The organism is Acidithiobacillus sp. M4-SHS-6, from assembly GCF_047421495.1.
Taxonomy (GTDB): Bacteria; Pseudomonadota; Gammaproteobacteria; order Acidithiobacillales; family Acidithiobacillaceae; genus Acidithiobacillus.
The window spans coordinates 424,802-450,386 of record NZ_CP175559.1 but is presented as its reverse complement, the minus strand read 5'-3'; the positions used below and the strand labels follow the sequence as shown (position 1 = coordinate 450,386).

Annotated in this window: 29 protein-coding genes and 1 riboswitch; of the genes, 21 read left to right on the top strand and 8 right to left on the bottom strand. The window is 55.7% G+C overall.

Translation table 11 applies throughout. The features are described from left to right. Positions 1 to 97 precede the first annotated feature (97 nt). The 5 genes from ACJU26_RS02240 (at position 98) to ACJU26_RS02220 (ending at position 2,509) form a co-directional block, all read left to right on the top strand. Positions 98 to 358 (top strand): SRPBCC family protein, encoded by a 261-nt coding sequence (locus ACJU26_RS02240; RefSeq protein WP_414040941.1) that lies wholly within the window; start codon positions 98 to 100, stop codon positions 356 to 358. A 228-nt stretch (positions 359 to 586) separates the two neighbouring features. Continuing rightward, positions 587 to 1,000, top strand: a complete 414-nt coding sequence (locus ACJU26_RS02235) for a GFA family protein (protein WP_414040940.1) — start codon at positions 587 to 589, stop codon at positions 998 to 1,000. A 175-nt stretch (positions 1,001 to 1,175) separates the two neighbouring features. Further along, a complete protein-coding gene (locus ACJU26_RS02230; RefSeq protein WP_414040939.1) occupies positions 1,176 to 1,490 on the top strand; it encodes a chorismate mutase in 315 nt (104 codons plus the stop codon). 24 nt (positions 1,491 to 1,514) lie between these two features. After that, complete coding sequence (locus tag ACJU26_RS02225) at positions 1,515 to 1,853, top strand: GNAT family N-acetyltransferase (RefSeq protein WP_414040938.1); 339 nt, start codon at positions 1,515 to 1,517, stop codon at positions 1,851 to 1,853. Between the two features lie 212 nt (positions 1,854 to 2,065). Continuing rightward, positions 2,066 to 2,509, top strand: a complete 444-nt coding sequence (locus tag ACJU26_RS02220; RefSeq protein ID WP_414040937.1) for an N-acetyltransferase family protein — start codon at positions 2,066 to 2,068, stop codon at positions 2,507 to 2,509. Between the two features lie 45 nt (positions 2,510 to 2,554). On the opposite strand, the gene ACJU26_RS02215 is transcribed toward ACJU26_RS02220, so the two are convergent. Further along, the gene (locus tag ACJU26_RS02215) at positions 2,555 to 3,136 is read right to left on the bottom strand and encodes a TetR/AcrR family transcriptional regulator (protein WP_414040936.1); all 582 of its coding nucleotides are present in this window, start codon (positions 3,134 to 3,136) and stop codon (positions 2,555 to 2,557) included. A 99-nt stretch (positions 3,137 to 3,235) separates the two neighbouring features. Here ACJU26_RS02215 and ACJU26_RS02210 point away from each other — a divergent pair, with 99 nt between their 5' ends. Beyond that, positions 3,236 to 3,703, top strand: coding sequence for a DUF1348 family protein (locus ACJU26_RS02210; RefSeq protein WP_414040935.1), 468 nt, complete (start codon positions 3,236 to 3,238; stop codon positions 3,701 to 3,703). 16 nt (positions 3,704 to 3,719) lie between these two features. Here ACJU26_RS02210 and ACJU26_RS02205 read toward each other — a convergent pair whose 3' ends face one another. After that, complete coding sequence (locus ACJU26_RS02205) at positions 3,720 to 4,187, bottom strand: MarR family winged helix-turn-helix transcriptional regulator (protein WP_414040934.1); 468 nt, start codon at positions 4,185 to 4,187, stop codon at positions 3,720 to 3,722. Between the two features lie 66 nt (positions 4,188 to 4,253). Between ACJU26_RS02205 and ACJU26_RS02200 the strand changes: the two genes are divergently transcribed. The 3 genes from ACJU26_RS02200 to ACJU26_RS02190 are packed head-to-tail and all read left to right on the top strand — an operon-like array spanning position 4,254 to position 6,002. Beyond that, a complete protein-coding gene (locus ACJU26_RS02200; protein WP_414040933.1) occupies positions 4,254 to 4,733 on the top strand; it encodes a carboxymuconolactone decarboxylase family protein in 480 nt (159 codons plus the stop codon). Beyond that, positions 4,730 to 5,203 (top strand): GNAT family N-acetyltransferase, encoded by a 474-nt coding sequence (locus ACJU26_RS02195; protein ID WP_414040932.1) that lies wholly within the window; start codon positions 4,730 to 4,732, stop codon positions 5,201 to 5,203. The genes ACJU26_RS02200 and ACJU26_RS02195 overlap by 4 nt, the downstream gene beginning before the upstream one ends. 31 nt (positions 5,204 to 5,234) lie before the next feature. Further along, the gene (locus tag ACJU26_RS02190; protein WP_414040931.1) at positions 5,235 to 6,002 is read left to right on the top strand and encodes an AraC family transcriptional regulator; all 768 of its coding nucleotides are present in this window, start codon (positions 5,235 to 5,237) and stop codon (positions 6,000 to 6,002) included. A 46-nt stretch (positions 6,003 to 6,048) separates the two neighbouring features. Here ACJU26_RS02190 and ACJU26_RS02185 read toward each other — a convergent pair whose 3' ends face one another. Then, positions 6,049 to 7,026 (bottom strand): sulfite exporter TauE/SafE family protein, encoded by a 978-nt coding sequence (locus ACJU26_RS02185; RefSeq protein WP_414040930.1) that lies wholly within the window; start codon positions 7,024 to 7,026, stop codon positions 6,049 to 6,051. Positions 7,027 to 7,405: 379 nt separating this feature from the next. Beyond that, positions 7,406 to 8,413: an MFS transporter gene (locus ACJU26_RS02180; RefSeq protein WP_414040929.1), complete on the bottom strand. Its 1,008-nt coding sequence runs from the start codon at positions 8,411 to 8,413 to the stop codon at positions 7,406 to 7,408. A 247-nt stretch (positions 8,414 to 8,660) separates the two neighbouring features. Continuing rightward, a riboswitch (FMN riboswitch) is annotated at positions 8,661 to 8,803 on the top strand. A 99-nt stretch (positions 8,804 to 8,902) separates the two neighbouring features. Here ACJU26_RS02180 and ribB point away from each other — a divergent pair. Continuing rightward, positions 8,903 to 9,562, top strand: coding sequence for a 3,4-dihydroxy-2-butanone-4-phosphate synthase (gene ribB, locus ACJU26_RS02175; protein ID WP_414040928.1), 660 nt, complete (start codon positions 8,903 to 8,905; stop codon positions 9,560 to 9,562). Between the two features lie 161 nt (positions 9,563 to 9,723). Here the strand turns inward: ribB and ACJU26_RS02170 are convergent, their stop codons facing one another. From ACJU26_RS02170 to ACJU26_RS02160, 3 genes are all read right to left on the bottom strand, one after another. Continuing rightward, complete coding sequence (locus ACJU26_RS02170) at positions 9,724 to 10,647, bottom strand: DMT family transporter (RefSeq protein ID WP_414040927.1); 924 nt, start codon at positions 10,645 to 10,647, stop codon at positions 9,724 to 9,726. 415 nt (positions 10,648 to 11,062) lie between these two features. Next, complete coding sequence (locus ACJU26_RS02165; RefSeq protein WP_414040926.1) at positions 11,063 to 11,362, bottom strand: DUF167 domain-containing protein; 300 nt, start codon at positions 11,360 to 11,362, stop codon at positions 11,063 to 11,065. A 133-nt stretch (positions 11,363 to 11,495) separates the two neighbouring features. Next, positions 11,496 to 11,789, bottom strand: coding sequence for a hypothetical protein (locus ACJU26_RS02160; RefSeq protein WP_414040925.1), 294 nt, complete (start codon positions 11,787 to 11,789; stop codon positions 11,496 to 11,498). A gap of 391 nt (positions 11,790 to 12,180) precedes the next feature. Here ACJU26_RS02160 and ACJU26_RS02155 point away from each other — a divergent pair, with 391 nt between their 5' ends. Beyond that, the gene (locus ACJU26_RS02155) at positions 12,181 to 12,648 is read left to right on the top strand and encodes a rhodanese-like domain-containing protein (protein ID WP_414040924.1); all 468 of its coding nucleotides are present in this window, start codon (positions 12,181 to 12,183) and stop codon (positions 12,646 to 12,648) included. A gap of 85 nt (positions 12,649 to 12,733) precedes the next feature. On the opposite strand, the gene ACJU26_RS02150 is transcribed toward ACJU26_RS02155, so the two are convergent. Further along, the gene (locus ACJU26_RS02150) at positions 12,734 to 13,537 is read right to left on the bottom strand and encodes a DNA-formamidopyrimidine glycosylase family protein (RefSeq protein ID WP_414040923.1); all 804 of its coding nucleotides are present in this window, start codon (positions 13,535 to 13,537) and stop codon (positions 12,734 to 12,736) included. Between the two features lie 176 nt (positions 13,538 to 13,713). Between ACJU26_RS02150 and leuS the strand changes: the two genes are divergently transcribed. The 10 genes from leuS to ACJU26_RS02100 all read left to right on the top strand — a co-directional run bounded on the left by leuS (position 13,714) and on the right by ACJU26_RS02100 (position 25,584). Continuing rightward, positions 13,714 to 16,179 (top strand): leucine--tRNA ligase, encoded by a 2,466-nt coding sequence (gene leuS / locus ACJU26_RS02145; RefSeq protein WP_414040922.1) that lies wholly within the window; start codon positions 13,714 to 13,716, stop codon positions 16,177 to 16,179. After that, positions 16,176 to 16,694 carry an LPS assembly lipoprotein LptE gene (gene lptE, locus ACJU26_RS02140; RefSeq protein ID WP_414040921.1) on the top strand — a complete coding sequence of 173 codons (519 nt, stop codon included), beginning with the start codon at positions 16,176 to 16,178 and terminating at the stop codon, positions 16,692 to 16,694. The genes leuS and lptE overlap by 4 nt, the downstream gene beginning before the upstream one ends. 2 nt (positions 16,695 to 16,696) lie before the next feature. Continuing rightward, complete coding sequence (gene holA / locus ACJU26_RS02135) at positions 16,697 to 17,728, top strand: DNA polymerase III subunit delta (RefSeq protein ID WP_414040920.1); 1,032 nt, start codon at positions 16,697 to 16,699, stop codon at positions 17,726 to 17,728. Positions 17,729 to 17,815: 87 nt separating this feature from the next. Continuing rightward, positions 17,816 to 19,072, top strand: a complete 1,257-nt coding sequence (locus tag ACJU26_RS02130; RefSeq protein WP_414040919.1) for a glutamate-5-semialdehyde dehydrogenase — start codon at positions 17,816 to 17,818, stop codon at positions 19,070 to 19,072. Beyond that, positions 19,053 to 20,036 carry a biotin--[acetyl-CoA-carboxylase] ligase gene (locus ACJU26_RS02125; RefSeq protein ID WP_414040918.1) on the top strand — a complete coding sequence of 328 codons (984 nt, stop codon included), beginning with the start codon at positions 19,053 to 19,055 and terminating at the stop codon, positions 20,034 to 20,036. The genes ACJU26_RS02130 and ACJU26_RS02125 overlap by 20 nt, the downstream gene beginning before the upstream one ends. Continuing rightward, the gene (locus ACJU26_RS02120) at positions 20,033 to 20,755 is read left to right on the top strand and encodes a type III pantothenate kinase (RefSeq protein ID WP_414040917.1); all 723 of its coding nucleotides are present in this window, start codon (positions 20,033 to 20,035) and stop codon (positions 20,753 to 20,755) included. The genes ACJU26_RS02125 and ACJU26_RS02120 overlap by 4 nt, the downstream gene beginning before the upstream one ends. Before the next feature lie 93 nt (positions 20,756 to 20,848). Next, entirely contained in the window at positions 20,849 to 21,736 is an 888-nt protein-coding gene (locus tag ACJU26_RS02115; RefSeq protein ID WP_414040916.1) for an NAD(+)/NADH kinase, read from the top strand. Next, positions 21,737 to 23,416: a DNA repair protein RecN gene (gene recN / locus ACJU26_RS02110; protein WP_414040915.1), complete on the top strand. Its 1,680-nt coding sequence runs from the start codon at positions 21,737 to 21,739 to the stop codon at positions 23,414 to 23,416. Positions 23,417 to 23,554: 138 nt separating this feature from the next. Next, positions 23,555 to 25,066: an ATP-binding protein gene (locus tag ACJU26_RS02105; protein ID WP_414040914.1), complete on the top strand. Its 1,512-nt coding sequence runs from the start codon at positions 23,555 to 23,557 to the stop codon at positions 25,064 to 25,066. Next, positions 25,066 to 25,584, top strand: a complete 519-nt coding sequence (locus tag ACJU26_RS02100) for a hypothetical protein (protein WP_414040913.1) — start codon at positions 25,066 to 25,068, stop codon at positions 25,582 to 25,584. Before ACJU26_RS02105 ends, ACJU26_RS02100 begins: the two co-directional genes overlap by 1 nt. The last annotated feature ends 1 nt before the right edge of the window (position 25,585 follow it).

The following is a 25,585-nucleotide window of genomic DNA, read 5'->3' as shown; positions in this document are numbered from 1 at the left end:
AGTCGGCGGTAGACTTGGCAGCGGTTGTTGGAATAGGCTACCGTGTACTTCATGCTTACTGGATTGAGTGTGTGGGTTTTCTGAAAAGGAATCACAGATGCAGTTTGAAGAACAGATCATCATTTCCGCGCCCGTCGAAAAAGTCTTTGCCCTTTACGCCAATGTGACAGGATGGCCATTTTGGGATCCAGACGTGAAGGCATCGTCGATTGATGGTGCTTTTGTTTCTGGTGCCAGGGGAACACTTGAGCCATCAAAAGGGCCAAGGGTGAATATCACATTCACCGAAGTCGTGCCCAATCGTTCGTTCACCGTAAAAAAAGCAAACTCCCTATGTGCACCATGCGCTTTCTGGTAGTTCTGAAAATACAAAGGTCGTGCATAGAGTAACATTCGACGGACTTCTCGCACCATTGTTTGGTCGACTTATTGATTCCCAGATGCACAAGGGGCTGCCAAACACCCTGCAAGGGTTAAAGCGTGCTGAAAAGCGCAAAAGCTAACCTGCCGCTCATCCTTACCCTCCTCGGTCGCACTGCATCGGTAACCTCCGCATTATATATCCATTATCAGATAGGTGTCTTATATGAACGCAAAATATTCTGGGCAATGCCTTTGTGGGGAAATCCGCTATTCAGTGGAAATTGAGCCTGTGTTTACTGGAAATTGTCATTGCAAGGACTGTCAAAGGTCGTCAGGCAGTGCATTCATTCCGGCGATGATTTTTCCTGAAAAAGAGGTGGTTGTTTCCGGTGAGGTAAAGTATTTCACGTCTCAGGCAGACAGCGGAAATATGCACAAAAGAGGTTTCTGCCCCAATTGTGGTTCTCAATTGTTTGCTCAGTTCAGCCATATGCCAGGAATGCTGGGCATAAAGGCTGGCACTTTAAATGACGCATCGAATTATGTTCCAAAGTTGGATTTCCATGTAGGTAGTGCTGCACCTTGGGACTTTATGAACCCGGAGCTACCGAAAAAGCAAGGGGCAGCACAAAGCTAACGATAAGACATAACGGATAATTCAAGCCGAAATCGTTTCCGTTCTACCGCAGGGGGAAGTCAGTGCGCAAACCAGTAGTACAGGATCCGGCAAAATTTTGCTGCCATGCAGCCAAAATGGTTTATCGAGGTCAGGATGGATGATCATTTTTTAGGGTATGCAAAAGGAGGTCATTTTGAACAACGTAGTTGATTGCAATTCCATCGAAGAAGTCCGAACAAACATTGACCGCATCGACCGTCAGATTGTTACCCTTCTGGCTGAACGCGGAGGCTATGTGCAGCAAGCGGCTCGTTTCAAGAAAACCACGGACGACGTGAAGGCGCCTCAGCGCGTCGAACAAGTCATTGCCAAGGTCACGTCGCTATCGCGAGAATTGGGCGCAAACCCGTCCGTTACAGAACAGGTTTACCGTGCAATGATTTCTGCATTCACTAACGAGGAGTTGGTCGAACATGTAGCAATCAGCCACACTAATGCCAAGCCCTAACGAATAAGGCAAGCCAATCCGGATTTGCAAGTACTGCGCATTGACCTTGGCCGAGAACTCGATAACCGGCATCTGCCCGATCCCTGGCGAAAGAAGCTACCGCGCCGGATTCCCGGTGTTCGGCTGGGCCGGTTGGCCGTAGATCGACAATACCAGGGAAAAGGGCTGGGCGATTTGTTATTGGTTGATGCCATGACGCGAGCGCAACGCATCCATGCCGATGCCGGAGGGGTCGGGTTGTTTGTCGATGCGCTGGATGAGCAAGCGGCAGAATATTATCGACATTTCGGCTTTAAGCTGGCACCCGGTAATCCGCTGCTGCTGTTTCTGCCGATTATGGGATTCTCAATGCGCAGATGCTGACCGAATCGTCTTACCTGACCGGAGAGATGGTTATGGTGGATGACGGGATCAACTTGCTGTGAGCCAAGTGGGAAATAAATGAAGATTACTGTCGGTTTCCTGGTGTTCTCTGGATTACAATGGCTGGATCTGACGAGAAAGAGAGAGGCTAGTGGCCTAATCAAAAAGGAATTTTCCAAGGCCATGATACGACCCCAAGTGAGGAGTCCATATTGGAAAGCGGAAAATTACCTGCCGGAGTGCTGATCCGGCTGCTGGGGCAACAGGACCTGCCCACCATTCTGCCGCTGGTGCAGCTACTCAATCCTACCGTGTCACCAGCACAGCTTGCGCAACGACTTCAGGAGATGACGGGGCAAGGCTATGAATGCGCCGCTGCTTTTATGGCAGATAACTGTGTGGGTGTGGCGGGCATTTGGCTGGGAACACGATTTTGGTGTGGCCGCTATCTTGATGTGGACAATGTGGTCGTGGACCCGGTGTATCGGGACCATGGTATCGGACAACAACTGATGAACTGGGTGGAAAATTACGCCCGTCAGCAGCACTGCGAGATCATGGTGCTGGATGCCTATGTCACCAATCAGGCGGCGCGTCGGTTTTACGAACGAAATGGTTATCAGATTGTGGGGCATCACTTTGTAAAAACATTGTAATTCGGATTGTTAGCAAATCTGGAATGGGCATGTATGGATCATGTGCTATTCCGGCCTGTGAGGACAAATCCCTTGAATCAACAGATTGAATCCCTGTAATGCTTCCCTCGGCTCTCCCCAGGCAGCTCGAATGATAGCGCCGTCCATGGCTATAACTATGGCACGCGCAACATCTTCTCTATCACTATGTTCCGGTAATAAATTCGCAATGACTTTGCCTAGCTCAGATTTATGATGCCTGGTTTTTTGTGTAACGAAAGGCAGAGAATCACCCATTTCGCCGAGTGTATTGATAAAAGCGCATCCTCTAAACGCCGGGTCAGCAAACCATTCCTGCAAAGCTGGTGCGATAGATTGAAGATTATTGCCGTACTTTTGCAGAGCATTCTGAAACCATGTCATCCAAAGGAGATGACGATAATCCAAAAAAGCCAGAATCAGATCGTTTTTGCTCGGAAAATGTCGATAAAAGGTCACCTTGGTCACGCCTGCCTCGGCGATGATGCGGTCGATGCCGGTCGCACGGATGCCCTCACGATAAAACAATAAGTGCGCGGTGTTGAGAATGCGTAAACGGGCAGAGGATTTCAGCGGGGGTAAAGGTGAAGATTCGGCGGTGATATTCATCACTCCATGGTAGACAGATCATTCTGCGTTGTCTAGAATCGCTGTTGTAGACAGATCGGTCTACATGTTCAACGCTATGCCTATTGGAGTGCACATACCATGTCAGAATCAGCTTTGATACCGCCTTTTACAGAAGAGTCTGCGGTCAAAAAAGTACGCATGGCTGAAGATCTCTGGAATACCCGTGATCCCGGCCGGGTCGTCAATGCCTATACGCTAGATACGGTCTGGCGCAATCGAGCAGAATTTCCCGTGGGTCGTGAAGCCATCCGCGCCTTTCTGGTACGTAAGTGGGCGAGGGAATTGGATTATCGCTTAATTAAAGAACTCTGGGGGTTCCGAAATAACCGCATGGCTGTGCGGTTTGCTTATGAATGGCATGACGATTCCGGTCATTGGTTTCGCAGCTATGGCAATGAGCTGTGGGAGTTTAATATTCAAGGATTGATGCAGCGGCGTTTTGCAAGTATCAATGACCTCCCTATTCAGGAAAAAGAGCGCCTTTATCACTGGCCATTGGGGCGAAGACCTGATGATCACCCAGGTTTGAGCGATATGGGTTTATAGATAATTAAAATCACCTTCAGGAAGCCGTGGCGACGCGCACCAGCCATTTTCGAATAATGGATTCTTCTTCTGGAGAGAGCCCTTCGGCCAGTTTTTTCTCGATGACCTGCACCCGCTCCCGGCAGCGCACCAATAGTGTCTTGCCGGTTTCGCTGATCTCGATCTGCTGGACCCGACCATGATAATGATGTGGGCGGCGCACAATGGCCTCCGCACGCTCCAGGTTGTTGACAATGGTGCTGACGGTTTGGGGCGTGAGCAGTGTCAGTCGTGCCAGGTCGGCATTGGAAATACCCGGATAGGCTTTCAGCATGGTCAGTATGGCAAATTGTGGCGGCGTGACATGCAGATCGGCAAGCGCCCGTTCCATCTGGTGCCGGTAAGCGCCGGCAGCCTGGCGCAGCAAGTAGCCCAAGTAGCCTTTTTCTCCGCGCTTACCCTCCCCCACGGGAGGGATGGCCGGTTTCGCTTTGGTATCGTCCATATTGTCAGCGCCCTGATATGTTGTTAGAGTCCTGATACTAGCGAATCGCCCCTTGAGGAACAAGTCATGTCCATGAAACATACGCGTATTGATTATTCCGACTTCACCCAAATGGCACCCTCGGTATATGCCGGACTTGTAGCAATAGGGACTGCGGTCAAGGATGCTGGTCTTGACCCCAAACTGACAGAGCTGGTGAAGGTCCGTGTTTCACAGATCAATGGCTGTGCATTTTGTATCCAGTATCACCTGAATATCGCCCGCCAAATGGGCGTGGAAGCGGTCAAGCTCGATCTGCTGGCTGGCTGGAAGGATGCCGGCGTTTTTTCTGCCCGGGAGCAGGCCGCCTTGGCGTGGGCGGAAAGCCTGACGGCGCTGGCGGCCCAGGGAGCACCTGATGCCCTCTATGAAGCACTACAGGCGCAGTTCACGGAAAAGGAAGTGCTGTACCTTACGGTATCCATTGGCTTGATCAACACCTGGAACCGGCTGGGGGTCGGTCTGCGATTTTCACCGCCTCCTGCCATCACGAGGGGCCAGCCATGATTCCCTCCGAAAGAGGACAGCATTGCAATGGGCATGTTTCTACTGTGGATTTACGCTATCTCGATCAGGAAGACGAGGTTCGGGCAGCCTATCCTCTGATGCGGCAATTGCGACCACAGCTCGAGTCTGCGCAGGAGTTTGTGCAGCGCTGGCAGCACCAGAGCACCCAAGGTTACCGTTTACTGGCTTTATGGAATGGCACTCAACCGCTGGGGCTGGCCGGTTTTCGTGTGCAAGACAATCTGGTGCATGGCCGCTTTGTCTATGTGGATGACCTAGTCGTTGATGCGTCCTGCCGCAGCCAGGGTTATGGAAAGATGCTGATGGATGCATTAAAAGCAGAAGCCAAAGTCCTGAGTTGTTCCAAGCTGTTGCTGGATGCCGCCATGGGCAATGCACTTGGACACCGTTTTTATTACCGCCAGGGCCTGCTGGCAACGGCGTTGCGCTTCAGTATGATGCTTCCTTAGATGACCAGGCACTTTATTCTTTGTTAACCGGATGGGTAATAACTTAAAGTTGATTATTGCACGTCGGTTCAGCTCGGGAGGCGGTACCGAAGACTATCCGCATCGTCACGAGCAGGGTGAATTTATCCTGGTCCGGCGCGGCATCCTCCATGGCCATGCAGAGCACAACGCCTGGGTACTTCAAGCCGGCATGGCCGCGTGGATTCCGGCGGGCTTCGAGCATTGGGGGGAAGCCAGTAAAGGCGTGGATCTCGCCGCACTTTATCTATCCGCAGAGCAATGCCGCCATTTTCCACCATCAGTGCAGCTTTTACTCGCATCCCCGCTGATGGCCGCTCTGTGCGAGCGACTCATCACCGGCCGCAACGGCGACCTCGGTCCAGAGCGGACCCAGTGCATGACCGAGTTGTTGATTGAGGAAATAGCCGATGCGCCGGCCACTGGCCTGGTGCTTCCTCTACCTCAAGATCCCCGCCTCAAACGGCTGACCGATGTCCTGATGGATGATCCGTCGAAGCGCCTCACCTTGACGGAATGGGGTCGACAGGTGGGGGCCAGCGAACGTACCTTGATTCGCCTGTTCCAGCGGGAAACGGGGCTTCGATTTGGCGAATGGTATGACCGTCTCCTGCTGACGGAGGCGGTAAAAGGCCTGGCTGACGGCCTGGGAAATGAACGCCTGGCGGAAATGCTCGGTTTTGCCTCGGGCGACAGCTTTGGACATTGGTTCCGACGTGTTGCAGGATGCAGTCCACGTGGCTTTTCGACCAACCAAGTTTTGAATGGCGCAATAAGTTAGCTGCTGGAGATGGTTACCTATGATGCGCCCAAATAAATAACATGGCCTATAAACCACGCGTCATTCTGGTACCAGTGCCATTACAGCAGGATTTCACGTAGGTCTCATTAGGCAAAGACAAGTAGAGAACCGTGACCGCCGTGACCAACAAAACTATACTCATTAAACGGGTTAGCTGACTTTTATTTAGGCGAACGGATACATGCGGCCCTATCCGCGATCCAACAATGGCACCAAGGCTTAATAGTATGGCTGCAGTCCAGTTAATGTGCTCAAGGGCGGCTTGCACTATACTCGCGACTCCGGCATTAAAAACCATGACCAACATGGATGTGGAAGCAACCATGGCTGCTGGCATGTCCAGAACGAGCAACATACCTGGTACCATGACTGATCCCCCGCCCACCCCAACTAACCCGGAAAGCATGCCTGCCAAGAAAAAAACGATTGCTGCCAATGGCAAGTTAATCGCGTAGGCAGCCAGTCCGTCCGGATTGGCGGTAGATGGTTTTACATGAACCACTCCTTGCAATTGCTTCGCGCAAGCTATATTCAAAGAGCGGCTGGGCCTAAAAAGGATGTAACCTGCAACCAACAGTAGATCTGCAGCAAAAATCTGCATAAATAATCCAGTTTGAATATCTCCTGTTATGAGCGCACCGATTACGGCTCCAGGAATAGAAAACCCTGCAAACACACCACCCAGCTTCCAGTCAATGAGATGGTGACGGGCATATTGGCTTACGCTTATTACGGCTGTTACGAAGACAACGAGTATAGAGGTTCCGGCCACGGTTGCAGGAAGAAAAGACATGACAATCAGTAGAAACGGAACAATCAGAAATCCGCCGCCCAAACCCACCATGGAACCGATCAAGGCACCCAGAAATCCAACCGTAAAATACTCTATTATGGCAAGCAATAGACTCCTCTCTATTAAGTGATCACTAATTTCAGCCTTCTTCTGGTATGACCAAAACCAATATGGCAGCGCTGGCATATAAAAAGCCACCAACCACCACATGGCTATATAGCCCCTTAAATCTACCATGATTCCAAACAATGGCACAAACAGCACTACTGAATATCAAGGAAAGTAAGGACAAATTAAAAGCGCCACGAATACCCAACCGCGCCGAGACCTAAGGCACCAGAGTAGATCCAATGGCCCAATTCATGACCATGAAGGTCAGCACCCAGACGATATGGTGATCGCTGGCGTAAGGCTTCCGGCTATGTAAGGAAAAATGTTCTGTACGACGACCGCGATAAAAGAACTGATTGAGAGAGCAATCCCGACGCCAAAAACATGAAGAGAGACGGTTGACTATTCGCAACTTTTTCCATATATCAGACATCCTTCCAGTAATGTTTGCGCAAAAAAGGCCAGGATAATCATCCTGTCAAATACCATCCAATGCAGGCTTCCTGAGCAACAAAATCAGTGGAATCATGATAAGAAAGCCATAAAAAACCAGCACAAATGCGTCCAACATCCCCCGCATATGGGCCTGACTGTAGAGCACGACTTTCCCTAGCACCTGCCAAGTAGTCGGGTTTTGGGTCATTCCCGTGGCAGCCAGATACTGGCGTAATGCTGGGTTGAAGGGATTGATGAATCCCCCCATCTGGTTCCAGCCCACCTGTGTTTCCTGGGTCATGACGGTTGAGGCTATGGCAACTCCCACGCTGCCACCCAGCCTCCGCATCAGATTGAAAATACCGGATGCTTCTGCCTGCTGAGACTTGTTGAGGGTCATGAAAGCCAGGGTAAAAAGCGGAGTGGCAATCAGGCCAAAACCAATACCTCGGATAAAGCCCGGCCAAATGATCCACGCCATGCTGATATTCAGGTTATAAAGTGTGCTGAGATAGGTGCCGAAAGCCCCAATGACGGTGCCGCCCAGGACGATATTGCGGGGATTGACGCCTCTGCCGAGCAGCCGTCCTGCCAACATCATCGCCATCATCGTACCGATTCCTTGGGGAGCCATCACCAAACCTACGGTGAACGCTTCGTAGTGCATGAGGCTTTCCAGCATGATGGTTTGTCCAATGGGTGCCAGAGGGGCACCAAAGGCTCCTTGTACTAATCGCCAGAACACCACTTCAGTCACGCTGTGGGATTGTCCGCACATTGCCGATGCCATAACGAAGCCGGCGACACTCCAGAGCATGATGTGGCGTTGACCGTAACGTTCCCTCAGCAGACCGGTGAGTGGCAACCCTATCACGTTGGCTATCATGTATGAGGTAAGTACCCAGGTAATCTGGTTACTATTGGCCTGTAACGATCCCCGCATGTATGGCAAAGCAACGTTGACGATGGTGAGATCCAGCGCCTGCATGAAGACAACCAGCATAACCGCCACCGTAATTATAAGATGCGCAACAGGCTGCTTTTTTGCCATCAAGGCAAGACTCCTTGCAGAATTAAGGTTCGTGTACTGGTTCTTGTCGGAAACTTTGCGCAGGGAATTACTGGACAATCGCCTGACATCAATTACCGGAATCCACTAACAACCGGGGATTTTTCGCTGTTTCAAGTGGAATTATCGGAGATTTCGTTACCCCGGAGATCCCCGATCGTCACCTCAAGGCGTACTAGAGGGTACCGCGACCGAGTGGTTTCCCGGCGGATTGTGTGTTAGCTTGTCAACTCATCTTCAGGGCGGGGTGAAATTCCCCACCGGCGGTAAGCCCCTTTCCGGGCAAGCCCGCGAGCGCCTGCCTGTGCAGGGACAGCAGATCTGGTGCGAATCCAGGGCCGACGGTCAGAGTCCGGATGGAAGAAGATGTCGATGCACGGCAAGCGGGCAGCCCTCATGGCCCCGCTGCTGCGTGTTTGCGCCTGCCCTGAAATGTTTTTCGCCTTTAATTGTTTTTGCGAGGAGCGTTTCATGTCTATTCAATCCAATGTGTTACGAAAAAACGATCTTTATCCTTTCCGTCCGGAATGGGACGCCGCCCTGGAAGCGGTCCGCTGCGGTCGTCCGGTCATCCTCAAGGACGATGCCGACCGGGAAAATGAGGGAGACCTGATCATTGCCGCCCAGTGCATTACTGAAGAAAGCATGGCGATGCTGATCCGGGAATGCAGCGGGATCGTCTGTCTCTGCCTGCCTCCGGAACATCTGGCCCGCCTGGATCTGCCCCAGATGGTCCCCAACAATCAGAGTCGCTATGGAACCGCCTTCACCATCTCCATCGAGGCGCGGGAGGGCGTGAGTACCGGCGTATCGGCCGCCGACCGGGTCCGGACCATTCGGGCAGCCATCCACCCGGATGCCAAGCCGCAGGACCTGGCCAGCCCCGGACACGTCTTCCCGCTGCGTGCCCATCCCGATGGCCTTCGGGGCCGACGGGGCCACACGGAAGGTTCCGTCGAACTCGCCCGTTTGGCCGGTCTGGCACCGGCGGCGGTACTTTGTGAACTCATGAATCCCGATGGCAGCATGGCGCGTGGCGCGGATATCGCGCGCTTTGCCGCACTGCATGACTTGCCGGTCATCACCATGGAGGATGTGCTGGGTATGGTAACCAAAAATTATTTTGAATAATCCAGTTTGTTTTGGACAATCTGAAACCTGCGCCTGGTAGGTTGCGGAAAATGCGGAAAAATCGTATCAGCGCTATGTCGGTGGCCTATCTGTTCAAAAACCAGAGGCAAAGGAAAGTCGTAATCGGCCCGGAACCCCGCCTAAGTTCATAGCTCTGGAGCTTATTCCTGGCCGGTCGGCAGAATGGTGGCTTTTTGTTCCTGGGGCCGCAAGTGCTGCCAACTGACCAGGGCCAGAGCGAGGAAAATACAGACCATGCCCGCAGCTTCCCAGCCTCCTGGCGTTTCGCCCAATTGCAGCCAGGCAGCGACCACGCCAATGAGTGGAGCGGCCAGGGTGCCCATTCCGGCTATGCCGGGAGGGAGTTTTTGCAGGGCGTAGGCCCAAAGAAAGTAAGCCAGAGCCGTACCCGGAATGGCGTTATAGAGCAGGGCACCGACAAAAACCGGAGTCCAGTGAATGGTCAGCGGGTCTATCAACAGGGTCATGATGATCAATCCAAAACCGCCAAAAATGATCTGCCAAAGGGTGCTGTTGAATAAATCCATGCCGGGGGGTGCATAACGCTTTTGCCAGAGAGCAGAGGCCGCCCATAAGATGCCGGAAATCAAGGCAATCACACTGCCCATCCATTCACCGCTGAAACTCCAGGGTTTGAGAATGGCGATCAGACCCAAAAGCGCCAACACGACCGCCGGCCACTGCCAGCCATGCAGTTTTTCGCCCAGCAAGGGCCAGGCAAAGACAATCAGCCAGAGCGGCATCATGTAGACCAGAATGGCCGTTTTCCCCGCCCCGCCATATTCCAGCGCCCACAAGGACAGACCAACAAACCCGGTGGTCTGGAAGAGGCCAAAGGGAATGATGTAGCGCGCAGAGGGCATGCGAAGCGGTCGCTTCATCCAGAGGATCAGGGGGATGAGGGCAACAACACTCAGCCAGACGCGCAGAGTGGCAAAAAGCAGGGGCGGACAGTCGGTAATGGCTACTTTCATGACCACCCAGTTATATCCCCAGATCATGGAGAGCAGGGCCAGCGCGGCCAAAGGCCAGAGGGTTACGGGCGTCTTGCGATCAGAGGGCATCAGTCAGTGGTTCCGAAATATAAACACCGCGAATGTAATGATGCGCACAGCCATAAACCGCATAGTCACCTCTTTGACAAGCCTCACTGCTCGTGGCTATGCCACCGAACATATCGGCTTACGGATCCCATACCAGGAATTTTACATTCTAGCTCTGACTACACCACCATCTACACGCAAGGCAGCACCTGTCGTCCCACTAGCTTGGGTGCTACATAACATAGCAAATCATTGCAGCCACTTCTTCAGGCGCGGTAAATCGTTGTAAGATAGATGAAGGCCTTACCATAGAAGACGCTCGACTGCTTCTTGTACACGTGCCGCATGCCTTCCGTTGATAATAAGCTCAGCGTTCTCCTGGAAACTTTCATTTTTTGATGCAAATCACACGCATTGCTGGGCTGTTGCGCGCCCATCACTGCGCTGCCACCCTGACCAGTTTTGATCGACCGGACGCGCCGGACTTGATGGTTACAGCAGCCTTTCGACACTGGAATTTTTCGGCGACCAAGGCCACCAGTTCTTCATTCGCTTTGCCGTCGACAGGTGGGGCCTTGAGTTGAGCAACCCACGTTCCGTCTGCCGCCTGGGAAAGTTCAGAGACTCTGGCCCGGGGTTTCACCTTGACCTGCAGCATTATTTCTACGCTGCTGCGATTGAGCGACGCGCGGAACCCGAGGTCTTTTTCTTTGGTGGGTGGGAGTGAAAGCTTCATTGCCGCCTAACGCTTGAGGTAACCGGCTGCCGAAGCGCGGAGGGAACCCGCAAGCGCAACTTGCGGGCGGTCCGGGTGGCCGATGGGTTGGATGTCTTGGTCAAAATGGTTAGCTCTGCGTTTCGCTACAGGCTTACGAGGGGCCTTGACGGCAGGGCTCCGATTGCTCCGTGAGACGACCGGTAACGTACCTGTGAAGAACACTGGCAATCAGCGTTTGATATGGCATTCCTTCTTCCAGTGCCTTCACCTGAACATCGTTGAGATCGCCAGAGGACAGGCGGATGTTGACTCGGCGGCCTTTAATGACGGTGGCGCGCGCAGCGGCCTTGAACCTGGCAAGTTCGGCTTTCGTTGCGACCGACGTCAATTGGCCTTTCTCGAAGGCGTTTAGCACCTCAACTTCGTATTCATCAATCTTCGGCATCTGCTTCACCTTGTTTCAGATAGTCCCGTGTCGCCTTAATGTGTCATTGTGTCTCGTGACGCGGGTGCGATAACCAGTAGTTCGCAACATCAGCGACCACGGCCAGTTCAACCCGATGATTGTCGCCTTTATACAAAGAATTGGGGTACCAACCCAAATAGTCAAGCGCTCATTTGATGATGCGTCGACGGCGCTACCGGAGAAGACAGGGTCTGCATAGTCGATGGTGACCCATCGATCTTCTCCATAGTCTTCACGCCCGCCGGACATCTCCATGCGGTATGGATCGAAAAATACCCCCATCGCGGGTCTGCACCTCCAGCGGAGCAAGTGCTATAGTTGACGATGGCTGGATGACAAGGCCCAGATGCAGCCATACAAGGAGACAGAAATGACGACGACAGCAAGCATGACCAGCACAGAAATTCTGGAAAAAGCCCACGAACGTGCCAAAGCCGCTGGTAAGCGCCATGCCGGGGATCTGACTCCGGAAGAGGCCCACGCCCTGCTCCGCGAACATCCTGATGCCATACTGATTGACGTACGCTCTCACCCGGAGCTGGATTTTGTGGGATTCGTTGAAGGGAGCAAACATATTCCCTGGCAAAACTATCCGGGCATGACGCCCAATCCGGACTTTGACAAACAGATTACGGAAACGGCCAAACCAGACCATCTCCTGCTGCTTTTGTGCCGCACCGGCGGGCGTTCCCTGGCGGCTGCCGAACATTTGGCTGACTTGGGTTATCAGCACTGCTATAACATATTGGGTGGTTTTGAAGGCAGGCACGACCACCAGGGCCATCGTGGCAAGGTGGAGGGCTGGAAGGCCAGCGGCTTACCCTGGAAGCATAAATAGGGTCTGGAACGGCTTTTCGGGTCGGCGCGGGTCAAATCCGAAAAGCCCTCTGTAACCCCCTAAAAAAATGGGCTCAAACCAGAACTCAGCGTTGACAGGCCGGACAAAACAACGCGCTTTTACCGCCCACCGACAACGTCTCCAGAGCCCCGCCGCAACCCGGACAATGATTGTCTTCCCGATGCCGGGTGAGGAAGGTTTTAGGGAGTAAATTGGTTTTGGCCTGACAGCGCACCGCCCGGTCCAGGACCTTCGGGATCTGCTCCAGAAAGCGGTCGCGTTCTTCATCACTGAGGCTGGGAGCCGTGCGATCGGGGCGCAGCCGCGCCTGATAGAGGATTTCGTCGGCCCAGACGGCACCAATGCCCGGGGTAAAGCTGTCGTCCAGCAGAATATTGCGCAGGGCGCTGCGCCGCCGCGAAAGGGCCTCGCGCAAAACGCCCAGCCCCTCTCCCTGGACCATCAAGGGATCCGGCCCCAGCTTGGTCAGAAAATCCACATCACTATTTTCATCCAGCATGCGCAGACGATTGCCCAACTGGGTTCCATGCAGACGCAGGCGCTGGTGACCATTGATCTGGATTTCCAGAACCGCCCGAGCTTCTTCTTCACTTTCGGTTTGCACCGGCCCGCGCTCCAGCTCGGCACTGAGCTCGCCCCCCAGCTGCATGGCCAGAATATCCTTGCGCGCCAGTTCCAGAAACAGGTACTGACCATAACGATGCAAATCGGTAATGGGCTTGCCCTTGAAAGCCGCTTCATCGATGCCGGCCGCATCAGCCAGCAACTCTCCTTTGGCATTACGCAGTTGCAGGACATTGACCCGCTTGTTGAGGATATTGCGCCGTAATTTTTGTCTCAGTAGTTCCAGTTCTGGCAATTCAGCCATGCTTTCTCCAAATGCGATTATTTAATGAATGGTTACTGGCTAGTCTAACCTGCGCACCGTCATGCGCCAATGGCAAAGCCCAGAACGTTCCCAATTCGCCCCGGAAGATTGCGCCACTCCGGTGCCTGTGGCAACCTTTGTGCCACTTCAACATATTGGGCTGAACGACAGAATTCATGGATATTCCCGCCTACTCTCCCCAGGACCTTGAGCCTGCGGTACAAAAGCGCTGGCAAGACCAGCAGGTTTTCCGCGCGCCCAGCATACCCGGCAAAGAAAAATTCTATGCCCTGGCCATGTTCCCGTATCCCTCGGGACAATTGCACATGGGCCATGTGCGTAATTACAGCATTGCCGATGCCATTGCCCGCTATCAGCGCATGCGCGGTAAAGACGTTCTCCAACCCATGGGTTGGGACGCCTTTGGCTTGCCCGCCGAAAATGCCGCCCTGAAAAATGGTCTGGCACCCGCCCAGTGGACCATGGACAACATCGCCCACATGCGCGGTCAACTCCAGCGCCTGGGCTTGTCCTATGACTGGTCACGGGAACTGGCCACCTGCACTCCCGACTACTATCGCTGGGAACAATGGCTGTTCATCAGACTCTGGGAAAAGGGACTGGTTTACCAGAAGCTCAGTACCGTCAACTGGGATCCGGTGGATCAGACGGTCCTCGCCAATGAACAGGTAGTGGATGGCTGTGGCTGGCGTTCCGGAGCCCCCGTCGAGCGTCGTGAAATTGTGCAGTATTTTCTGCGCATTACCGCTTATGCCGAAGAATTGCTGGAAGGTCTGGATACCCTGGTGGAAGGCTGGCCGGAACAGGTCCTGACCATGCAACGCAATTGGATTGGCCGTTCCGAAGGCGCGGAAATCCATTTTCCCCTGTGCAGCGGTGAGGGCGTCATCAAGGTCTTTACGACCCGTCCCGATACCCTCATGGGCGCTACCTATCTGGCCGTAGCGCCGGAACACCCTCTCGCCGTACAGTCGGCAGAACAAAATAAAGACCTGGCCGAGTTTCTGGAGCGCTGCCGCCACGGTTCGGTTTCGGAAGCCAGTATCGAAACCCAGGAGAAAGAAGGCCATCCCCTCGGTATCCAGGTCAAACATCCTTTAACGGGCGCCGAACTACCTGTCTGGGCGGCCAATTTTGTGTTGATGGGATACGGAGAGGGTGCGGTGATGAGTGTCCCGGCCCATGACCAGCGCGACTTCGAATTTGCCCGCAAATATCATCTGCCGATCCAGGTCGTCATCGCAGCAGACGGCGCCGTTCAAGCCGCAGAGGCCATGACGGAAGCCTACACCGGCTCAGGCACCCTGGTGCATTCAGGCCCCTTTGATGGCCTGGATAATGAACAGGCCAAAAGCCGCATCACCCAGGCGGTCAGTGAAAAGGGGCTGGGGCGGAAAACCGTCAATTATCGCCTGCGCGACTGGGGCATTTCCCGACAGCGTTATTGGGGAACGCCCATCCCCATGATTCATTGCGAACATTGCGGCGTCGTGCCGGTTCCCGAAGAAGACTTGCCGGTGCTCTTACCCACCCATTATCAGCTCAAGGATCCACGCTCGCCCTTGCTGGATGATCCGGAGTTTTTACACGTCACCTGTCCGCGTTGTTGGGCTCCGGCCCGTCGGGAAACCGACACCATGGATACTTTCGTGGAAAGCTCCTGGTATTACGCCCGTTTCGCCTGCCCGGATGCGGAAAACATGCTGGATGAACGGGCGGCTCAATGGTTACCAGTGGACCAATATGTGGGCGGCGTGGAACATGCCGTACTGCATCTGCTCTATGCCCGTTTTTTCAACCGGTTGCTGCGGGATGTGGGCTTGCTGCCAGCCGACAAGGCGCACGATGAGCCGTTCCGGCAATTGCTGACCCAGGGCATGGTCTTGAAAGATGGCAGCAAGATGAGCAAATCCAAGGGTAACACCGTGGATCCCCAGGGACTCATCGATCGCTATGGTGCGGATACCGCCCGTCTTTTCATTCTTTTCGCGGCTCCTCCGGAACAGCATCTGGAATGGTCCGATGCGGCGGTCGAGGGGGCGCATCGCTTTCTCAGCCGCATCTGGCGTCTGGTCCATGAATACGGGGCCGAAAACCTGCCCATACCGGCGGAATTATCGGCAGAAGCCAGGGATCTGCGCCGGGCTGTGCACCAGTGCATCGAACGGGTCAATCGCAACATGGAGGGGCGCTATCACTTCAACGTAGCCATTGCCGCCATCATGGAACTGAGCAACAGCCTCATGAAAATCACTCCTGAGGCCAGCGCCGACCTGCGCGCCGTTCGCGGTGAAGGACTGCGCGCCATGGTGTTGATGCTCTCGCCTTTTGCCCCCCACATGACCGAAATTCTCTGGGAAGTGCTGGGCCAGAAAAGTCCCCTCACCCAAGCTGGCTGGCCTGAGGCTGATCCTGAAGCATTGCAATCGGATACCCTGACCCTGGTCATTCAGGTCAACGGCAAGTTGCGGGAACGCATGGATTTTCCGGCGAGTGCCAGTAATGACGCTATCGAGCAGACCGTACTGACCAGTCCGGCCATGCAACGCCATCTGGAAGGCAAAATCGTGCGCAAAGTCATCGTGGTGCCGGGTCGGCTGGTCAATCTGGTGCTGGGATGATCGGGTTGCGGCGACGCTGGGCTTACTGGCTGATCAGCCTGCTCTTTCTTGCGCTGGCGGGTTGCGGATTTCATCTGCAGACGGGAGCCAGTATTCCACCCAGCTTGCAGGGCATCCGTGTCTCGGGTAACGGGCCCAATGGCGGCGCCCTGGCCGAAGCCGTGCATCGGGAATTGCAAAGGGACGGCAACATCGCTCGCGGCGACGGTCCGCTCCTGCAGATTGACAATGCCTATGTCTCCCAGCGCATCATCAGCATCAGTCCCAGCAGTGGGATTGCCCTGGAATTTCTGGATACCCTGCATGCGCAATTCAGTGTCATGGATCATCACCAAAAAGTGCTGCTTCCTCCCCAATCCCTGCTGGTGGAAAACAGCTTCAGTTATAACAGTGGCAATCCCCTGGCTACCAATGAACAGCAAATCCGTGTCGAACGATTACTGATGGAACAAGGTGCCCGGCAGATTCTCCGGCGGGTACTGAATAGTTCAGCCGTCCGCCAACCCCAGGACTGAAGATGCGTCTCAAGCCGGGGCAATGGTCGGTACATCTGCAGGGCAAGTTGGCGGCAGTTTACGGGCTGTTCTCCGATGAACCGCTGCTTTTGCAGGAAGCGGAAGATGCCCTTTGTCAGGCGGCTGCAGCCCAGGGCTTTGTCCAGCGGCAGCGACTGAATCATTCCGCCGCACCCTGGGAGGCCCTTCGGGATGAACGGGATGCCGGTTCGCTGTTTGCTGAACCACGCCTGCTGCTCCTGCGCCTGGACAACACCAAAATCCCCAAGGAGGGGGTCAGCGCCCTGCAATACTGGCTGGCTTCGCCACCTCCCGACGCCCTGCTCGTTCTCAGTGGTCCGCGTCCCGATGCCAGCACCCAAAAAACGGCCTGGTTCAAGGCCCTGGAAAGCCAGGGACAGACCCTGTTATTGTATCGCCCCGAAGGGGCCGACTGGATACGCTGGATTGAGCAACGCCTTGCCTTGCATAAAATCTCCGCAGATCGTGACGCCATCCAGTTACTGGCCGACCTCGGCGCCGGTAATCTCAGCGCCTGCCATCAGGCTATTTTGCGCCTGCAACAAATCCACCCCGGTCAGACCATCGATGGCCGGGCCATTCGCCATGTCCTGGCCGATAGCAGTCAGTTCACGATTTATGATCTGGCCGACGCCACACTCCGCGCCGAGCCAGTGCAGATTCTGCGCATCATCGACCGTCTGCGCAGCGGCGATGGGGAACCGGCCCTTTGCCTCTGGGCACTGCACAAGGATTTGCGCATTCTCGCCGAATTACGCGGCGGCCATCTGGATACCGAGCAGTTTTTTCGCCAGAACCGGATCTTTCCCCCGCGTCAGGCCTGGTTGCGCCATGCGGCAAAACGCCTGAGTGGCGCGTCACTGCTGGCCGGCATCCGCGAATGTCTCGATATTGATGCGCGCATCAAGGGCCAGGATCCCACGCCCATCTGGCCGGCATTGACCGATTTATGCCTGCGAATTGCCGGAACCGTTGCAGATCGGCACAATAGAGAGAACTTCCGCGCGAACTGATCCCCATTGCCCGGCTTTGCAGCGCCGTACAGGATGTTCGCTGATCTCATGTCAACCAGATGGCAGACACCGCAGAGGAGACTGATCATGGAGTTACATCAGGAAATGGAAAAAATCGGCGAACGGGCGCGCAGCGCCCAGCGTCGTCTGCAAAGCGCAGACAGCGGCGCCAAGGACCATGCCCTGCGCCTGATGGCAGAATTCTTGCGCCGCGACGCCGATAATTTGCTGCGCGCCAATCGCAAGGACCTGCGCAGCGCCGAGGAGGCCGGAAAAGATTCCGCTTTTATCGACCGCCTGCGTCTCGACGATGCGCGCATCGAAGGAATGGCCCAGGGTCTTGAAGAAATTGCAGCCCTCCCCGATCCCGTGGGGGAAATCACGGATTTACGCTATCGCCCCAGTGGCATCCAGGTGGGTCACATGCGTGCTCCGCTGGGGGTGATTGCCATGATTTACGAGTCCCGCCCCAATGTCACGGCCGATGCTGCGGGGCTTTGCGTCAAGTCGGGAAATGCCGTCATCCTGCGGGGTGGCTCGGAGTCCCTGCACAGTAACATGGCCATTGCCGAGCGCCTGCGGGCGGCTCTGGGCAAGGCCGGCTTACCCCTGGATCTGGTGCAATACGTCAATACTGCCGATCGCAAGGCGGTCGGCTTGCTGATCAGCATGGATATGTATGTGGACGTGGTCATTCCGCGCGGCGGTAAAAGTCTGGTGTCCCGTATCCAGTCGGATGCGACGGTACCCGTCATCATGCATCTGGATGGCAACTGCCATGTGTATGTGGATGCCGATGCCGATGCCCGAAAAGCCCTGAAGGTGGTGGTCAACGCCAAAACCCAACGATTGGGCACCTGCAATACGGCCGAAAGCCTGCTGATTCATCAAAGTCGCGTAAAGGACTTGCTGCTGCCCATCGTCCAGGCCCTGCAGGAAAAAGGCATCGAAGTGCGTGCCTGCGAGCGGAGTCTGCCCATGCTGCCCGGGGCCGTGGCCGCCAGTGAAGAAGACTACGCCACGGAATATCTGGGTCCCATCATTTCTCTCAAAATCGTGGACGATCTCGATGCGGCCATCGCCCATATCAATCGCTATGGGTCGCAGCATACCGAGTCCATCCTGACGGAAAACTATACCCATGCCCGCCGCTTTCTGCGCGAAGTCGATGCCAGCTCGGTGATGGTCAATGCCTCCACCCGCTTCGCCGATGGTTTTGAATACGGTCTGGGCGCGGAAATCGGCATTTCCACCAATCGTCTGCATGTACGCGGTCCAGTCGGCCTGGAAGGACTGACCCTACAGAAATGGATCGTACTGGGAGATGGCCATATCCGTTCCTGAAACACCCACAGCGGCACTGCAAAAACTGCTGGAGACCTTGGGTAGTGCCCCGTCCGCGTACGCTGCCCGTACAGCGGACCGACTCTCACTGCTGCAGGAGGCCAGCCGTTGGGGCATCCCCCTCCGCCAGCGTGGTGAAAGTCTCTATCTGGCATATCCCCACGCGCCCCTATCCGCCCGGGAAATTGCGGCCAGCGCCGGCATTCCTGAAACCCGGATCCGGATTCTGCCAGCCTGCGCCTCGACCAACACGGAAATGCTCAACAGCCTAGGCAACCCTGGCATTTGTCTGGCAGAAAGCCAGTGGGCCGGACGAGGACGCAGAGACCGTCACTGGTCTTCGCCCTTTGGCCTGCATCTGGCCATGAGTATGGCCTGGTCGCAAAGGGCCATGATCAATCCGGCCCTGACCCTGGTCGCGGGACTCGGCGTTTTTCAGGTCCTGCAAAAAAACATCAGCGGCCTGTGGATCAAATGGCCCAATGATATTTGGGTAAGTAACCGAAAACTCGGGGGAATATTGCTGGAGGCCCGGCGCTTATCACAGCAATCCTTGCCCCATGGAACAATGACCCATGCATCCCCATCCCATGCGGCAAATCTGCTGGTGCTGGGACTGGGGCTCAACGTGCACCATGACGCTTCCCTGCCAAATGGTGCCGTGAGCTTGGCGCAACTCCATGTCAACATCTCTCGCAGCGCCCTGGCCGGCCGGATTCTGCAGCGCTGGCAGGAGGATTTTGCCCGCTTTGACCGCGAGGGCCTGCAACCCTTCCTGCCCCTCTGGCATGAAGCCGCCGCCCCCATGATGAACCAGATCGTCCACGTCAGTGATGCACAGGGCCACTATCCAGCCCAGGTCAGGGGGATCGGAGCAGACGGTCGTCTGCACGTCCAGGAACCCGGCAAGGCCCCGGCCTGGCTGAGTGCCGGTGACGTCAGCCTGCGGCTTGCGGCATCATGATATTGATCGCCGTGGGCAATACCCGGACCCTGCTGGCCCATAGCAGCGATGGTCAACAATTTCAGAGCATCAGCGTAGCCACTGCCTTGCACCCCGCCCAAATTTTAGAGCAGTGGGAACAGACCCGGCCGGTGCTGGAGGAAGATGTTTTTGCCCTGGGTGGGGTCGTCCCCGAGGCCATGCAACAGTGGCGGGAACTATTACCGCCTGCCCGCCTGCGCGAACCCGACCTGGCAGTATTCAACCATCGTGTACCCAACAGCTACTCGCCCAGTGAAAGTCTGGGGTTTGACCGCCGCTGCTGCCTGCTGGCCGCAGCCCGGGATTTCCCTTATCAAAACAGTATCATCATCGATATGGGCACAGCCATTACCATTGATTTATGGGCCGAAGGGCGCTTTCAGGGGGGGAGAATTCTTCCGGGAATCACCATGAGCTTGCATGCCCTTTATCTGGGCACCGCCTTGCTTCCCGACATGGAGCTACCCGTACCAGCGCCGGATATTGGCAATGATACCGGCGCGGCCATCCAGTCCGGCGTCTTCCACCTGTTTGTCGATGCCTTGCAGGGAGCCATCCAACATTTTCGGCGCTTGTCTCCCGGCGCCACCGTACTGCTGACAGGAGGAGATGCCGCCCTTTGGCAGCCCCAGATCCCTGACAGTCACCATATGCCGGATCTCCTGCTGCGTGGTTTTTATGGATGGTTGCAGGGGTAGTCATTGCCCGCAGCAAGGTCAGCCGGTAGCGGAGATGCTGTATCATTTCCCTTTCCTCTTGGCGTTTGCCGCGCCCGCATGTAGGCTACTCCCATGACCCAGCCCTTCCAGCGCGTTCTGCTCGTCAGCAAATACCGAGATCCTTCGGTGCTCCCGGGATTACGGAAATTGCGTGATTTCATTCAATCCCAGGGACGGGAAGTATTTCTCGAAACGCAGTGTGCTATCGAGATCAATGACGATCTTGGTCTGCAAATATTGTCTTTTCCGGAAATCCGTGCAGAAACCGATCTGATCATCACCATTGGTGGTGATGGGACCCTCCTGGGTACCGCCAGAAACACCGCCAGCAGCGGGGTAGCCATTCTCGGGATCAACCAAGGGCGTCTGGGCTTTCTGGCGGACCTCTCCATAGAGCAAATGGAAACCGCGCTTCCACCTATTTTGGAGGGCCATTACCAGCAAGATCAGCGCCACGCCCTGCACGCTGAATTATGGCGCGCCCATGCGCAAATCCATAGCGGGCTGGCCATCAACGAAATATTCATTCACAAGGGTTGCGGTGAAAGCATGATCGAAATGGGCGTTCACATGGATGGTCACTTCGTTTATACCCAACGGGCGGATGGCGTCATCATTGCCACACCCACCGGCTCTACCGCCTACGCCCTGTCCGCCGGGGGACCCATTTTGTCTCCAAGCCTGGAAGCCCTGTTACTCGTCCCCATCTGTCCGCACACCCTCACCGCACGGCCTTTGGTGGTTGCCGACAGCGTCGAAATCCGCGTGCGCCTGACGGCCTGCCGTCATCCTGCTGCACTCAGCCTGGATAGCCATAGCAGCATCCCCCTGGCTGTCGGTGATGAAATTCTCATTCGTCGCGCCCCTTGTACGATTCGCTTTATCCATCCAGAAGAAAAAAACTTCTTCCAGATACTCCGCGAAAAATTGCACTGGGCCGAAGCTCCAGGAGAAGATTGAATGTTGCTCAGTTTACAGGTGCGCAATTTTGCCCTGATTGACAGTGTCAGTATTGATCTGGAACCCGGCCTGACCGTCCTGACCGGCGAAACCGGCGCCGGGAAATCCCTCTTGGTCGATGCCATCGCCTTGCTGCTCGGTGACAAGGGTCACGCGGACAGTATCCGCCACGGCGCCGAACAGGCCGAAATCAGTGCGGAATATGCCCTTGACCCTGCACATGCGGCTCGCCATTGGCTGCGTGAACAGGGCATGGACAATGATGAGTCCGTCTGTGTGCTCCGCCGGGTCATCCAGCGCAATGGCCGCAGCCGCGCCTTCATCAATGGTTGCAGCGTCACCCTCACCCAGCTTCGGGAATTTGGCGAACATCTGATCGAATTGCTGGGTCAGCATGAACATCAAAAACTGCTCCACCCCGACCGGCAACTGGTTCTGCTGGATCGTTTTGCGGGACTAACAGAAACCCTGAATCAGGTGGCCGACAGCTATCATCTGTGGCAAGAACAAGTCCGTCGCCGTGAGGATTTGCGCGCGCAGCAAACCCGCCAGCACGAACAGGCAGACTGGCAACGCTTCCAGTTGGAGGAACTGGAAGCCGCAGAATTGCAGGAAGAAGAATGGGACAGCCTGCACAGGGAAGAACAGCGGCTCGGGGCTGTCGAAAAGCTGCGTGAACATGTGCAGGCAGCCCTGGATCGCCTGGAAGGCGAGAACTGCCCGGCCAGCAGGGCGCTGGCAGAAGCCCAGCGACATCTGAGTGTGGCCAGTCAGCATGATAGGCACTTGCAGGAAAATACCGAGTTGTTGAATGGCGCACTGATTCAGACCGAAGAAAGCATCGCCAGTCTGCACGCCTATCTCGCCGATCTCGAGGCCGATCCGGAAAGGCTGGAAAGCATCGCCCGCCGTCTGCAACAGTTGCAGGACCTGCAGCGCAAGCATCATTGCGATCTATCCGGCCTGATAGACAAACGCAATGCCCTGCGCCAGGAACTGCAAGACACGGAAAACCTGGAGAGTCTGCTGGTCGCAGCCGAACAGGCACTGCTTCACACCAAAGCAATCTATGTCGAACAAAGCCGTACGCTCAGCGCTGCCCGGCAAGCCCAGCGGCAGGCACTGTCAGAAGCCGTGGCCGAACAGATCCGGCAACTGGGAATGCCCCACGTCCAGGTGGAATTGCGCCTGCATAGTCATCCCGACGATGAAAAATTCTGGCGGAGTCATGGCTGGGATCAGGCCGAAATCTGGATCACCGCCAACCCCGGACACCCAGCCCAACCCCTGGCTAAGGTGGCTTCCGGGGGGGAGCTTTCGCGCATCAGCCTGGCCTTGCAGGTCATCGTTGCCGCACCCGAGCGCATGGACACCCTGATTTTTGACGAAGTGGATGTGGGCATTGGCGGAGCCGTGGCTGAACGGGTGGGTCGCCTGCTGCGCCGCCTCGGAGCGCATCAGCAGGTGCTCTGCGTCACCCATCTGGCCCAGGTTGCGGCCCAGGGCCACCAGCACCTGCACATCGAAAAACAGATTCTGGATGGAAAAACCACCATCAATGTCAGACAGTTGCAACAAAGCGAGCGCCAGCAGGAAATTGCCCGGATGCTGGGCGGCATTGATCTCAATGCTGCCGTACACGAAGCAGCGGCGACACTTCTGGCCAATGTGGATAGCTGATGACCAGGAGCCCCACCCATGTACAAAAGCATATCTCCCTGTAGCCGAACTTCTACACTAGGCCACGGCACAAGGGTCGCATACACTGGCTGACAAGCGATGGCGAAAAATGTCAGGGCGTTGGACAGGATGGAGTGAATGGCAGCGGACTTCATGGAAAAACTCGGAACGGAACGGGACCATACGGCTCCTCAGAGCAAAACACAGGGTAAGGCCATTTCGATTCCCCGGCGTGTGCTGCTGTTTGCCGTTCTCATCCTCTTTCTGGTAGTCGGCGTCGTATTGGTGGCAATCAAGGCCATTCATACCCTGGGTGACAGCAGTAACACCCTGGTTGCCGTTGGGCTGCCTCTGCAAAAACAATTGCTCGAAATTCACGGACAACAACGTCAGGCCGAATTTTATCAGGATCTGGCACACATACTTCCCCACGCTGGCTATGAAAAAACCTTTGCCCAGATCATTGCCCACGAACAAACCACCCTGCGGGCGACCCAGGCCAGCGCAGCGGCCTATCCCGCTCTGGCCAGTGCACTGGAGCAACTGCAAAACAGTCTGAGCCGTTACGCCCAGGCCAGCGAAAAATCCGTCGGCGCAGGACATCCTGCAGCGACCCAGGCTCCGAGCAACCGAGCGTTGGTTGAAAACAGTTTTCAGCGTGTCCATCTGGTCATGCAGGACTTGCTCCTGCGCCAGGGGAGGGCGGCGGCAGCGGCCCGATCCGAGGCAGTACAACTGCTCTATGCCCTGGTCGTGATTACGGCCCTGCTCAGCCTGCTGATACCGTGGCGGGTTGCCACCGCCTTGACCCGACCGCTCCGGGATTTTCGTCTGGCCCTTGAAGACATCGGCGCCGGCAAATTCACCCATGTAGCCAGTGACGGCCCCCAGGAATTACGCGATCTCGCCCGCAGCATCGAAAGCATGCAGGCCCGGCTCCGCGAGGAAGAACGCCTGCGCCATCAATTTCTCAGCCAGGTTTCCCACGAACTGAAAACCCCTTTGGCCTCTGCCCGATCTGGCAGTGAACTACTGCTCAGCGAGCGCATCGGCCCGCTTCTCCCACGGCAGCGCGAAGTCCTCGAAATTGTCGTTCGTCAGGTCAAGGAATTGTACGCGGCCATTCAGGAAATGCTCGACATGCACGCCCTGCAGGCGCAATCTTTGGATTTTTCGCCGCAAATGGTCGCCGTGTCCGAAATCCTGGAAAATCTGCAAAAGCGCATGCAGCCCCTGACTGAAAAAAAACAACAAACACTGCACTGCAGCAGCAGTAGCGCCGCACTGGAGGTTTATGCCGATCCGCAACGTCTGCGCCAGATTCTCGGCAATCTGGTCAGCAATGCGCACAAATACAGTCCTGCCGGCGGGAAAATCAGTGTCCACGCCATGAGTGAAGAGCAGGGCGTCCTGTTCCGGGTGGAGGATGAAGGTCCCGGGATTCCCGAGCCCCTGCTGGAAAGGGTGTTTGAACGTTTTTATCAAGTGCCGGTCAGTAACAGTCTACCCAGGGGAACCGGTTTGGGATTAGCCATAACCCGCGAACTGGTAGCCGCCCAGGACGGATGGATCAGGATTCGGAATCGTCCACAGGGAGGACTCCAGGCCGAAATCTGGTTACCGTCCTCTCCACAGAAGGCCAAGCACTGATGCGCCAAGCCCCTCTTTCTGTCCGTTTGCTGGCTGGATTCAGCAGCCTCTTGCTGCTCGGCGCCTGTGCAGCCATTCAAGCCCCGCCACCACCCAAGGCGGCACCGTTGAATCTTGCCAAGGCATCCAGACCCGCGCTGCTCCAGGCTCTCCAGGATTGTGGGATGGCCAACTCCCTGACCTGCGCCCATATTCATCTGGCCCTGGCAAACAGCTATTTGCGCAGCGGCCCTCTCAACAAAACCGCTTTGGGTAATGCCGCTCGGGAACTGGAGCTGGCGGCCCAAAATCAGAGTCTGGCCATCCAGACCTTGCCTTTACGGCGAACCGTGCAGGCGTTGCTGGAAAACCAGGCTCTACTGCAACAGTACAGATCCCGCATCCATCAGGGCAAGTTACAGACGCTTGCAGCACAACAAGCGGCCAGTGCCGCAGAAAGGCGCCTGCAACAACTGGAAACCCTGCTGCAGCAACATGCGGAAAAAACCCTGAAATCTCCTGACAGCCGGGTACCCTGAG